Annotated in this window: 13 protein-coding genes; 4 read left to right on the top strand and 9 right to left on the bottom strand. The window is 71.1% G+C overall.

Annotation, left to right across the window (positions count from 1 at the left end):
* Window positions 1-112: 112 nt before the first annotated feature.
* The 5 genes from ACFV5N_RS18425 to ACFV5N_RS18405 all read right to left on the bottom strand — a co-directional run bounded on the left by ACFV5N_RS18425 (window position 113) and on the right by ACFV5N_RS18405 (window position 4,729).
* The gene (locus ACFV5N_RS18425; protein WP_385600718.1) at window positions 113-1,294 is read right to left on the bottom strand and encodes an FAD-dependent oxidoreductase; all 1,182 of its coding nucleotides are present in this window, start codon (window positions 1,292-1,294) and stop codon (window positions 113-115) included.
* Between the two features lie 105 nt (window positions 1,295-1,399).
* Entirely contained in the window at window positions 1,400-2,959 is a 1,560-nt protein-coding gene (locus ACFV5N_RS18420) for an MFS transporter (protein ID WP_385600716.1), read from the bottom strand.
* A complete protein-coding gene (locus tag ACFV5N_RS18415; protein ID WP_385600714.1) occupies window positions 2,956-3,513 on the bottom strand; it encodes a TetR/AcrR family transcriptional regulator in 558 nt (185 codons plus the stop codon). The genes ACFV5N_RS18420 and ACFV5N_RS18415 overlap by 4 nt, the downstream gene beginning before the upstream one ends.
* Window positions 3,514-3,870: 357 nt before the next feature.
* Window positions 3,871-4,305 carry a hypothetical protein gene (locus ACFV5N_RS18410; RefSeq protein ID WP_385600712.1) on the bottom strand — a complete coding sequence of 145 codons (435 nt, stop codon included), beginning with the start codon at window positions 4,303-4,305 and terminating at the stop codon, window positions 3,871-3,873.
* Window positions 4,274-4,729 carry an ATP-binding protein gene (locus tag ACFV5N_RS18405; protein WP_385600709.1) on the bottom strand — a complete coding sequence of 152 codons (456 nt, stop codon included), beginning with the start codon at window positions 4,727-4,729 and terminating at the stop codon, window positions 4,274-4,276. The genes ACFV5N_RS18410 and ACFV5N_RS18405 overlap by 32 nt, the downstream gene beginning before the upstream one ends.
* A 146-nt stretch (window positions 4,730-4,875) precedes the next feature.
* Here ACFV5N_RS18405 and ACFV5N_RS18400 point away from each other — a divergent pair, with 146 nt between their 5' ends.
* The 3 genes from ACFV5N_RS18400 (at window position 4,876) to ACFV5N_RS18390 (ending at window position 6,418) form a co-directional block, all read left to right on the top strand.
* Window positions 4,876-5,754 (top strand): helix-turn-helix domain-containing protein, encoded by an 879-nt coding sequence (locus ACFV5N_RS18400; protein WP_385600706.1) that lies wholly within the window; start codon window positions 4,876-4,878, stop codon window positions 5,752-5,754.
* Between the two features lie 3 nt (window positions 5,755-5,757).
* Window positions 5,758-5,949: a DUF397 domain-containing protein gene (locus ACFV5N_RS18395; protein WP_385600704.1), complete on the top strand. Its 192-nt coding sequence runs from the start codon at window positions 5,758-5,760 to the stop codon at window positions 5,947-5,949.
* A gap of 85 nt (window positions 5,950-6,034) precedes the next feature.
* Window positions 6,035-6,418, top strand: a complete 384-nt coding sequence (locus ACFV5N_RS18390) for a VOC family protein (RefSeq protein ID WP_385600701.1) — start codon at window positions 6,035-6,037, stop codon at window positions 6,416-6,418.
* Between the two features lie 13 nt (window positions 6,419-6,431).
* Here the strand turns inward: ACFV5N_RS18390 and ACFV5N_RS18385 are convergent, their stop codons facing one another.
* Together ACFV5N_RS18385 and ACFV5N_RS18380 are read right to left on the bottom strand one after the other, a co-directional pair.
* The gene (locus tag ACFV5N_RS18385) at window positions 6,432-7,472 is read right to left on the bottom strand and encodes a MerR family transcriptional regulator (protein WP_385600698.1); all 1,041 of its coding nucleotides are present in this window, start codon (window positions 7,470-7,472) and stop codon (window positions 6,432-6,434) included.
* Window positions 7,473-7,532: 60 nt separating this feature from the next.
* Window positions 7,533-8,021, bottom strand: coding sequence for an NUDIX hydrolase (locus tag ACFV5N_RS18380; protein ID WP_385600695.1), 489 nt, complete (start codon window positions 8,019-8,021; stop codon window positions 7,533-7,535).
* A 294-nt stretch (window positions 8,022-8,315) separates the two neighbouring features.
* Between ACFV5N_RS18380 and ACFV5N_RS18375 the strand changes: the two genes are divergently transcribed.
* Window positions 8,316-8,972: a hypothetical protein gene (locus ACFV5N_RS18375; RefSeq protein WP_385600693.1), complete on the top strand. Its 657-nt coding sequence runs from the start codon at window positions 8,316-8,318 to the stop codon at window positions 8,970-8,972.
* 76 nt (window positions 8,973-9,048) lie between these two features.
* On the opposite strand, the gene ACFV5N_RS18370 is transcribed toward ACFV5N_RS18375, so the two are convergent.
* A complete protein-coding gene (locus ACFV5N_RS18370; RefSeq protein WP_385600690.1) occupies window positions 9,049-9,492 on the bottom strand; it encodes a nuclear transport factor 2 family protein in 444 nt (147 codons plus the stop codon).
* A complete protein-coding gene (locus ACFV5N_RS18365; RefSeq protein WP_369266868.1) occupies window positions 9,489-10,220 on the bottom strand; it encodes an SDR family oxidoreductase in 732 nt (243 codons plus the stop codon). Before ACFV5N_RS18365 ends, ACFV5N_RS18370 begins: the two co-directional genes overlap by 4 nt.
* Between the last annotated feature and the right edge of the window lie 176 nt (window positions 10,221-10,396).

The following is a 10,396-nucleotide window of genomic DNA, read 5'->3' as shown; positions in this document are numbered from 1 at the left end:
CGCGCCCCCGCCCGGGCGCCCCGCGGCGGGGGGGGCGGGGGGGGGGGGGGGCGCCTGCGCGGGGGGCCGGGCCGACCCCGCCGGGCGGCGGGCGCCACCCCGCCACGGTGGGTCAGGCCCGCGGCTGCGGGGCGTTCAGGAGGGTGAGGTTGTCCGTGCCGTCCCAGTCGACGGCGGGCAGCTCCCGTCCGACGTGGAAGAGCGAGGCGGAGGCGCCGAGGGCGAAGTCCTGCTGCGTGCTGATGCTCCGGAGCTGCGCATGACGGTCGAGGTGGTAGTAGTAATAGGCGTCCGGGTAGTCGTGTTCGCGGAGCATCTTGCTCAGGTACATGGCGTCGCCCAGGGCGAAGGTGGCGCCCAGCCCCAGGAGTGGGCTCGCCGCGTGGATCGCGTCCCCGATCAGTGCGATGCGTCCCGAGGACCAGGCCGGCAGGGCGTCGAGGCAGTTCAATTGCACGGGGGTGAGGGTGTCGGCTTCTTCGATCAGTGTGGGTACGGAGCCTTTCCACCCCTGAACGAACGTGAGGAGGTCCGAGCGCAGCGCTGCCTTCGGCTTCTGCTCAAAGCTCTTCGCGGGGATTTTCCGGTCCACGGTGCCCACGAGAACCCAGGAGATGCTCTGCCGGCCCCCCTTGCCGTCGTAGGTCACGAAGCACGTCGCTGTCCGTCCTTCGTAGGAGTTCATGCTGGTCCGGAGTGCGGCGAGCTCATCGCCGGGGAGGCACTGGGGCGAGGACTTTCCGAAGACGCACCACACTCCCGAGTATTTCAAAGGAATGTGCGGGAAGATCAGGGACCGGGTGCGGGATTTGGTTCCGTCCGCCCCGATGAGCAGCGCGCCGTGGGTCGCGGTCCCGTCCTCGAACACGGCTTTGACGTCGTGGGGCGACTCGACCGCCGAATAGAGCTTCTTGCCGTAGTTGACCCGGATCTTCCGCCTCTTGGCCTCGGCGAGCAGCACGTTGAGGAGTTCGGCGCGTCCTATGGAGAGGAACTCTCCGGTTCCTGGCGCCGACCCGTTCCACTCCGTGCGGCCGATGAGTTCGTTCTCACTGGTGAAGAAGCAGGTCGAACTGGCGGCGGTGAAGCTGTTCTCGCGGACTTCATCGAGTATCCCCATGGACGCGAGGACCTCTTGCCCGCTCGGTGCGAGCACGAAGCTTGAGCCGGCCTCCTTGTACACGGGATACGCTTCGTAGACTTCGCTTTCGAATCCTGCCATGTCCAGGCAGATGGACATGGTGAGGCCGGCGACGCCGCCTCCAACGACAAGGACTTTTCCGCTGTCGGTCATGCGAACCTCATGGGTTGATGGTCGGAATGACGGCTTCCGCCGTGCGCAGTCGCCCGGCTCTCGGGCGCGGTCACGGCGTCGACCGTCTTCGGAACGACGGGCGATTCAGTGGCCTTTGGTCACGTCGAGGTCCTTGGGTGTCAGGGCGAACACCACCGCGACGGAGGTCAGCATGATCGCGGCCCCGATGGCGCCGACGAGGGTGAACCCGTGGGTGAAGGCCGCCTGGGCCTGCGCGACTGCCGCGGCCCCGGCCTCCCCGAGGCCGGACAGCACGTGCAGAGCGCCGCCGAGCGATTCCTGTGCCGTGGTCACCTGCGCCGGGTCCAAGCCGACGGCCGTCAGATCGGAGGCCGGCAGTTCGGCACGGTACAGCGCGGCCGCGACGCTGCCGAGAATGGCGACGCCGAGAACCGACCCCAGTTCGTAGGCGGTCTCCTCGATGGCGGCGGCGCTTCCTGCGTGCTCGGCCGGCGTGCCGGACATGATGATCGCCGAGGCGATCGCCAGTGAGCCCATGCCCGCGCCGAGCAGGATCATGAAGGTGGCCATCGGCCCGTAGGTGAGCGGTTCGGGAGCCAGGGCCAGGACGATGAAGCCCGTGCTCGACAGGGCGAGGCCACCGACCAGGACGGTGCGGGCACCGATGCGCTGCGCCAGGATCGGCGCGAGCGGCGAGACGACCGCGGCGGCGATGGCCATCGGCAACAGCCTGACCCCCGCCTGGAGCGGCGACAGTCCCTGGACCAGTTGCAGCCACTGCGCGGCCAGCAGCATGGCCGCGCCCATGGCGAGCGTGGTGAACAAGGCGGCCAGTGTCCCGCCCGTGAACGAGGGCACGGCGAACAGCCGCACCCGCAGCAGCGGGGACTCGCTGGTGAGGCATCGCGCGACGAACCAGGCGAGCAGGGCGAGTGCCGCGCACACGGCGCCGAGTGCCACCAGGTCGGTCAGGCCTTCCTTGGCGATGCGCTTGATTCCCCACACCAGGGCGGCCATGCCGGTGATGGACAGCCCGGTGGCCAGAGCGTCCCAGCGGCCCGGACGAGGATTGCGGGCCTCGGGAAGCAGCAGGACGCCCGCGATGAGGGCGGCCGCCATGAGGGGCACGTTGACCAGGAACGCGGCGTGCCAGGAGAAGTGCTCCAGCAGCAGCCCACCCACGATGGGGCCCACCGCCGCGCCGAGGGAGGCCACCGCCGCCCAGATGCCCAGGGCCCTGGCGCGCTCACCGGGGTCGGTGAACAGGCTGCGGATCATCGACAGCGTGGCGGGCATGATCATCGCGCCGCCCACGCCCAGCAGGGCGCGTACGGCGATGACCACGGGCGCGGACTCGGCCACCAGAATCATCAGCGACGCGGCGCCGAAGATGGTGAAGCCGGTCAGGAGCATGCGTTTGCGACCCCAGCGGTCCCCGAGCGTGCTCATGGTGACCAGCAGCCCGGCCAGGACCAGGGCGTAGACGTCGATGATCCAGAGTTGCTGGGCAGCGGTCGGTGACAGTGCCGCCGCTATCTCGGGCAGGGCGACGGTGAGGATCGTCATATCCATGACGACCACGAGAAGGCTCGCGGCCAGCACGCCCAGAGCGGCCCAGCGTCGGCCCGCCGACAGGTGGCCCGCCGTGGCGGCCGGGGCTTGTTCGGTGTGTGTGGTACTCAAGGCTTCTTCTCCGGGGAGGCGTTCATCAGAGCGGCGATCGCCCTGCGCAGCTCCGCTTCGTCTATGGGCTGCTCGGTGAGCAGGGTGTGCAGGACGACGCCGTCCATGTAGATGGCGATGGCCTTGGCCGCGGCGGGCGAGGTGTAGTCCGAGAGGATCTCCGCCATGCCCTCGGCCCAGCGCCGCGCCAGCGGACGCAGCTTCGGGTCGTACAAGCCGGCGTAGTACAGCACCATCTCGGCCTGCAGGGCGGAGTGGTCGCGCAGCTGGACGGCGAACCCCGCGGCGATGTCTTCGGGGCGCCCTTCGCAGTCCTCGATGTCGCGGGCGAACTCGCGCAGGTCGTCCTCGACCTGGCTGGCGAGCAGTTCCAGGGCGCTGGTGCGCAGGTCGTCCAGAGAGGTGAAGTGGTAGGTGGTGGAGCTCAGCGACACCCCTGCCCGCTCGGCGACCCGCCGGTGAGTCAACGCCTCGTAGCCGTGGTCGGCCATCTCCTGAGCGGCGACCTCCAGCATGGCGCGCCGACGCCCCTGGGGGTCCTTGCGGCCGCTCACGGCTGCCCCCCGCGCTTGTGCGGGCCGACGACCAGGATCCTCATGTGCTGCTCCCTGAAGTGGTACATCTGTACGGTACAAATGTACTGTAACGCGGGAAGCACAAGAACGCGACCTCCCAGCGCACGCCACGCAGCGGGCGGACCGTGAAGGTGTGACCTGCGCACATGCCGCACCGGGCCGCGAGCCCTCAACCCGGCGACCGCCCCCCTGGAGCGCCGCCGAGCCTCATCTCCTGGCCGCCGCCGACGACCGTCTCCACCGCACTCCGGCCCGGCGGAGTGCGGCCCCCCGGGCCCGATCAGCGCCCGGCCGCACCAAGCCCGGCCGCGTCACCCACCTCCCCGGACAGCACACCTAACCGGCGCCGTACGTACGCGACCCCCGTCCGCGCGCGACGCGTTCGCGCAGCGCCGCCACACACTCCCCGCACCCGAAGAGATGCGCGAACCGCGCTCCCGCCCGCGCCGAACCGATCCAGCTGACCGCCACCCCCGAACGCCCGCACAGCGTGCATTCCCCCGTCCGGTACCAGCCGTCCCCCTGCACGGTCAGCACCTCGATCTCCAGCCCGCCCCCGCTGCGCTCGGCGCGCCAGGGGCGGGTCAGGGTCTCGGTGTACTGCCGGTGCCCCGGATGACGGGCGGCGTGGTCCAGCTGCCAGTCCTGTACCTGGCCGAAGTCCACGCTCCGTTCGGACTTCTCGCGGCACAGATCGCACCGCATCCGGTGCGACATCGGCGCCGCGTCGGCCCGCCGGTCACGCCGGCCGAACCACGCACCCAGCCCCACTGCCCTCTCCCTCCTCCAGATCGAACTCAGCCCACACCGTCTTGCCGACCACCAGCGGCGTGACACCCCACCGCGCGGTCAGCGCGGCGATCAGCACCAGCCCGCGCCCGCAGGTCGGTTCGCCCACCACCGGCCGGGCCTCCGGCAGCCGCTCCCCCAGCGCGTCGGTCACCTCCACCCGCAACACGGCGGGCAGCAGCATCAGATGCACGCGGAAGGCGCGCCCGGGCACGCAGCCGTGCAGCAGGGCGTTGCTGGCCAGTTCGCACACGACGAGCGCGGCGTCCTGCGCCAGCCGGGGGCAGCCCCACTCCCCCACCCGCCGCGCGGCTCGCCGCCGGGCGAGCCGCACGCTGCCGGGAACGGGGTTGTAGGAGAGGCGGTCCTGACGGAGCGCCGGGATGGGGTCGGGGACAACAGCCATGGACGATCACACCTTCCACGAGAGTGAGCGGTCGATGACTGACGGTAGGGCCACGGAACGACGGGGATCAAGACGAACGGGGAATTAGTTCCCCAACGAGTGAATGAGCGTGACTCCCGGCCACGGAACGCGGTAAGACTGTCGCTGTGAGTGGATGGAAGAACGCAGGCAACCGGGTATCAACTGTCCTGGGCCGCAAGCTCGGTGGTGAGCTGATGCGACTTCGGGTGGCTTCGGGCAAGTCCCGGCCGGACGCGGCCAAGGTCCTCAGCGCGCACCAGACGAAGCTCGTCAAGATGGAGAGCGGCTGGGTACCGATGCGCGACCCGGACATCCGGGCGCTGTGTGACCTCTATGGCCTGACAGATCAGTCCGAGGTCGAGGAGCTACTCGCCCTTGCCAAGTTGGACCGGGAACGCCGCAAGGCGAAGGGATGGTGGCGATTCGTTTCCGGGGAGAACCCGCTGTGGGAGTACATCGCCATGGAGGATGCGGCCACCCGCATCCGGACGTGGGAACTCTCCTTCATTCCCGGGCTGTTCCAGACAGCGGAGTACACACGAGCCCTGGTCATCGGACATGGGGATTGGGAAGACCCGGCGGAGGTCGAGCCGATCGTTGAGGTTCGGCAGAAACGACAGCAACGCATCCACGGCGAGAATCCACTGGAGCTGTATGTGTTGGTGTGGGAAGCTGCCCTGCGTCAGCTCGTCGGAGGGCCAGAGGTGATGCGCCGCCAGCTTGCCCATGTGATGGAGGTGGCCGAGCTACCGCACATCCGTCTGCAGGTCCTGCCCTTCCGAGCCGGGTCCCATCCCTGTGCTGTCGGACCCTTCCACATCCTGTCCTTCGCCGAGTCCGGCGCGATCGACGTGGTCTACACCGACTCTCATTCGGACATCGTTGTCGTAGAGAATGAAGCGGAGAGCGCGAGGTGCCGAACGTACTTCGAGCGCACCGCCAGGCTCAGCATGTCGCAGCATGATTCGCTTCGGCTGATTGATGACATCCGAAAGGAGATCTGATCGATGAGCACCTATCACTTCCGCAGGTCAAGCTACAGCACTGGTGGGGAGGCGAACCTGTGCGTCGAGGTGGCCACCAATGTCCCCAGCACGGTGGCCGTGCGCGACTCCAAGCGACCCGCCGGCCCCGTCCTCCACCTCTCCCCCGCCGCCTGGACGGCGTTCCTCGCGACCGCGACCGTCGACCGGCGGTAGCCGGGCCGCTGGTGCGGGCGGCGGGGCCCCCGGCCGGTGAAAATGCCTTGCCGGGGGGTCCGCCGCTCTCCCTACACTCACCGGCATGGCATGCCGTATCAGTGAACTGGTCATCGATGTCGCCGATCCCGAGCGGCTCGCCGCGTTCTGGTGTGAGGTGCTCGGCTACGTCGAACTCGGCCGGGAGGACGACGGCAGTATCGAGATCGGGCCGCCCGCCGCCGGGTTCGGCGGGCCGCAGCCGACGCTCGTGCTCAGCCCCAGCACCGACCCCCGGCGGGGCAAGCTGCCGCTGCACCTCGACGTCAGCCCCACCGACCGCGACCAGGACGCCGAGCTGGAACGGCTGCTGGCGCTCGGCGCCAAGCCCGTGGACATCGGCCAGACGGGTGCGGAGACCTGGCACGTACTGTCGGATCCCGAGGGGAACGAGTTCTGCCTGCTCCGCGCCCGGATCGCGCCGGTCTGATCACCCGGTCTGATCACCCGGCTGCCTCCGCCGCGCCACCCGGCCCGTCCGCCGAGGCGCTGAGCGCCGCCGCCAGCCAGGTGAAAGGCGGCGGGCCGTCCGTGCCCGTGTCGGCGGGAGGCGTTCCGTTGATCACGGCGACCAGGGACAGATACCGGTCGTGGGCGGGGTTCGCCGCGAACGGATGGTCCGCGCCTTCCTGTTGTGCCGCCTCCCGCAGCCGCTCGTACTGGCTGTAGAGCCGGGCCAGCCGCGCGCGCCGGGAGCCGTCCGGCTGCGGGGCCAGGTCCCAGGGGACCGCCTGCACGAAGGCGTCGATCAGTTCCTGGACGTGCGGGGCGTCGGCCGGCGTTCCGGCGCGGTGTTCGGCGAGCAGCCGTTCCATGATCGGCGCGCCCTTCTCGTGGATGAAGTGCTGCACCGGGGCGGTGGTCGTGAACCGGCCCTCCGGCGTGCCGTAGGTGTCGCGGAGTTCGGTGCGCACCGCCCTGCGGAACTCCTCGTCCTGGACCAGGTCCGCCAGTTCGAGCCACGCTTCGAGCTGCGCGGTGGTGGGGTCCTCCGGCAGGGCCGGGCGGGCGGTGCGCAGCCTGTCGGCGTGTCCGGGGGTGAGGTCGAGGTCGGTCACCACCTCGGTCCAGAAGGTGTCGATGATCCGCTCGCGTTCCTCGTCGGAGAGGGAGGCGAGCCGGTGCAGCAGCGCGGCCCGGTCGGCGGTTCCGTTCTGCTTGAGGAGTGTGCGCAGCACGGCGCGGCGGGCGCGCAGCGCGCGGCTCTGCCGTTCGACGATCTCCAGGTGGGCGGCGAGCAGCCCGTGCAGGTCGGTCTGGCCGTCCAGCAGTTGCCGGATGCCGTCCAGGCCGGTGTCCAGTTCCCGCAGGGTGCGGACCAGTTCCAGCCGGGCGATGGCGGTGACGTCGTACAGCCGGTGGCCCGCCTCCGTCACCTCCGTGGCGGGGACGATCCCGGCGTCGTCGTAGTAGCGGACGGCGGTGACGCTGAGGCCGGTGCGGCGGGCGACGTCCCCGATCGGGTACAGCTCGGTGTCGTTCATGGCCGCCACTATGGGATCTCCAGTGGCTTGAGATGCAAGCCGTCCCCGCTCGGTCCCCGCTCAGCCCCCGGCGGTCGCGGCCCCTCCCGGCGGTCCCAGCAGCCGGGTGAGCGGGGCGCGGATGTCGGCCGGGACCAGGTTGAGGGCGGCGAAGTCGCCGGGGGCCGCCCAGCGCAGGCGGTAGGTGTTGTCCGGCCCGTGCGGCTCGGCCTCCTCGCCGGACAGCACGGCGCGGCCCCGGACGTCCGTCATGAGGTAGTAGCGGGCCGGGCGGTCGTGGTGGCGGCCGGTCCACACCAGGCGGTCGATGCGGGCGTCGAGTGAGGTCTCCTCCCGCAGCTCCCGGACCGCCGCCGCCTGCGGGGTCTCGCCGTCCTCGACGTGCCCGCCGGGCAGGATGGCGTAGTGGTGCCCCGGGCAGCCGGGCCGGGGGCGGCCGGTGGTGTCGCACAGGGAGCAGCGCTCGCCCGGTTTCCGCTTCCGGAACCGCTGGATGACCAGGACGCGGTGTCCGTCGATGACGACGGCGACCGCCCGGGGGATCGGCATCCCCTGATGGTGGCAGCGTGGCGCGGGACCGGCCAGTGGGCCATCCGGGCGGCGCCGGTCGCGGCTTTTCCGGGGGTATGGAGGGGTTTCTGGGGGCCCATACGCAGTTCGGCGCTCGGATGTTGCAGCGAGGACGGGCCAAAAGTGCACTCGGAGAGGGCCGAAGGGGCTGCCTGAAAGGGCATCCGGTGCAACGGAACCCGGACACGCGCGGAATCGATTGATGATCGCCGCGCCCCTACGGTGGAGCCATCGGCAAGACACCGCCCACACCCCCCGCAGATGGAGACTCCGATGCGTACGCGCCGCGCCACCCGTTCCGCCCGCCTGGCCCTGGCCATCACCGCCGCCGCCGCTCTCACCGCCACCCTCACCGCGTGTGAGGACGAGGTCGTCGACAACGGCGCCGCCGGCTCCGACTCCGCCGGAGCCGGCGGCAGTGACCGCGACGGCGACGGCGGCTCCGGGGACACGACCGAGGACGAGACGGCCGAGGGGGACGCCGGGCGCGACGGCTCCGGTGACGGCGAGGGCAACCCGGTGGAGCAGAGCTGCGGCACCACCGACCTGACCTTCACGGTGAGCACGGAGACCCAGGCCGGCGGCTACTTCCTGGTGACCGCCCAGGCCAACGAGGGCGTCACCTGCCACCTGGAGGGCTCCTACCCGGGCGCCGCGTTCGGCTCCGCCGAGGAGAGCCACGCCGGCCCGGCAGGACACGCCGTCGGCGACACCATCAAGCTCTCCGGTGACGCCGTCGCCTACGCGGGCATCAGCCCGAAGACCACCAACGACGACCACGGCGTGGAGTACGAGCAGCTGATCGTCGGCATCCTCGGCGACGAGAGCGACCCGGTGAGCTTCCGGCTGGACGAGCCGGTCCTGGTGGACCAGCCGGTCGCCACCAACTGGACGACCGACCCGGCCGAGGCCGTTCCGTTCTCCAAGTGATCCGGTGGTCAGTGACACGGTGATCCGCCGGGCCGGGGGCGAGATGGGGACGTTCCCCGCTCGCCCCCGCAGGCCGTCACGGGAAGTTGCGCAGCGGGTCCCGGCCCGTCGTCCAGGACACGCCGAGCCGCTGCCGGGCCACCCGCCAGCCGTCCGGGCCGCGCCGGAACTCCCAGTCGTACGGGCCACCCATCGCGTACGGGTCGGCCGGGTCGGTGCCGGTGGCGACGAACCACATGTACCCGGTGCCGGTGGCCGTCCCGCCGTGCACCTCGATGTGCAGATTGAGGATGTGGTGCTGCATGGCCGGGTACGCCGCCTCCGCCTCCTCCACCGTGGCGCGGATCGCGTCCCGGCCGTGTACGGGGCCCCACGGGCCGAACTCCAGCACCGCGTCCGGCGTCCAGCCGGCGATCCAGGTGCCGAAGTCCTTGCGGTCCAGCGCCCGCCAGCCGCGCAGCAGCAGGCCGCGTACCGCTTCCTTGTCCTCCAGCAGCCGCAGCCGCTGCTCCGGGGTCACTGGGCGCTCCCGGCGGGGCGGACGACGATCTCGTTGACGTCGACATGCGGCGGCTGCGCGAGGGCGTAGGCGATCGCGTCCGCGACGGACTCGGCGGGCAGCGCCACCGCCCGGTACGCGCGCATGGCCTCCCGGGCCTCCGGGTCCCCGATGTGGTCGGCGAGTTCTGAGGTGGTGACGCCGGGCGAGACGACGGTGACCCGCAGGGAGCCGTCCGACTCCTGGCGCAGCCCCTCGCTCAGCGCGCGGACCGCGAACTTGGTGGCGCAGTACACGGCGGCGGTGGGCACCACCTCGTGCGCGCCGACCGAGGCGACGGTGATCAGATGCCCGCCGCCCTGGGTGCCCATCACCGGCAGCGCGGCGGCGAAGCCGTGCAGGACGCCGCGCAGGTTGACGTCGATCATCCGGTCCCACTCGTCGGTGCGCAGCGCGTGCAGGGGCGAGAGCGGCATGACGCCGGCGTTGTTGACCAGGACGTCGAGGCGGCCGTGGAGTTTCCGGGCGGCGGCCACGAACTCCTGGAACGAGAGGGGGTCGGTGACGTCCAGCGGGCGGTGGTCGGCGGTGCCGCCGGCGGCGGTGATCCCGGCGGTCAGCGCGGCGAGCCGGTCGGTGCGGCGCGCGCCGAGCAGCACCCGGTGGCCGTCGGCGGCCAGCCGGCGGGCGGTCGCCTCGCCGATGCCGCTGCTGGCTCCGGTGATCGCGACGACGCGGGGTTCGGTCATGGTGGTGGTGCTCCCTATCGGTTCCTGGGTGCCTTCGGGTTCTGCCGGGGGCGTACGGGGTGTTCCCGGGGCGCTCTCGGTGGGTCCTCGGGGCCGGACCGCCCCTCGGCCCGGTCGAGTCTGGGCGCGGCGCGGAGGGCGGACCAGGACGGACGGTGCCTGGGTGTGCCACACCC

It is taken from the genome of Streptomyces sp. NPDC059853 (genome assembly GCF_042731495.1).
In the GTDB taxonomy this organism is placed as follows: domain Bacteria; phylum Actinomycetota; class Actinomycetes; order Streptomycetales; family Streptomycetaceae; genus Streptomyces.
The sequence above is the reverse complement of the archived record's forward strand: the minus strand, read 5'-3'. Positions and strand labels throughout refer to the sequence as shown.

Excerpts from the sequence above, each read along its gene's own strand:
- ACFV5N_RS18395 (WP_385600704.1), top strand. The coding sequence starts at position 5,758 with ATGAGCACCTATCACTTCCGCAGGTCAAGCTACAGCACTGGTGGGGAG.
- ACFV5N_RS18425 (WP_385600718.1), bottom strand. The coding sequence starts at position 1,294 with ATGACCGACAGCGGAAAAGTCCTTGTCGTTGGAGGCGGCGTCGCCGGC.
- ACFV5N_RS18375 (WP_385600693.1), top strand. The coding sequence starts at position 8,316 with ATGCGTACGCGCCGCGCCACCCGTTCCGCCCGCCTGGCCCTGGCCATC.
- ACFV5N_RS18390 (WP_385600701.1), top strand. The coding sequence starts at position 6,035 with ATGGCATGCCGTATCAGTGAACTGGTCATCGATGTCGCCGATCCCGAG.
- ACFV5N_RS18365 (WP_369266868.1), bottom strand. The coding sequence starts at position 10,220 with ATGACCGAACCCCGCGTCGTCGCGATCACCGGAGCCAGCAGCGGCATC.
- ACFV5N_RS18405 (WP_385600709.1), bottom strand. The coding sequence starts at position 4,729 with ATGGCTGTTGTCCCCGACCCCATCCCGGCGCTCCGTCAGGACCGCCTC.
- ACFV5N_RS18380 (WP_385600695.1), bottom strand. The coding sequence starts at position 8,021 with ATGCCGATCCCCCGGGCGGTCGCCGTCGTCATCGACGGACACCGCGTC.
- ACFV5N_RS18385 (WP_385600698.1), bottom strand. The coding sequence starts at position 7,472 with ATGAACGACACCGAGCTGTACCCGATCGGGGACGTCGCCCGCCGCACC.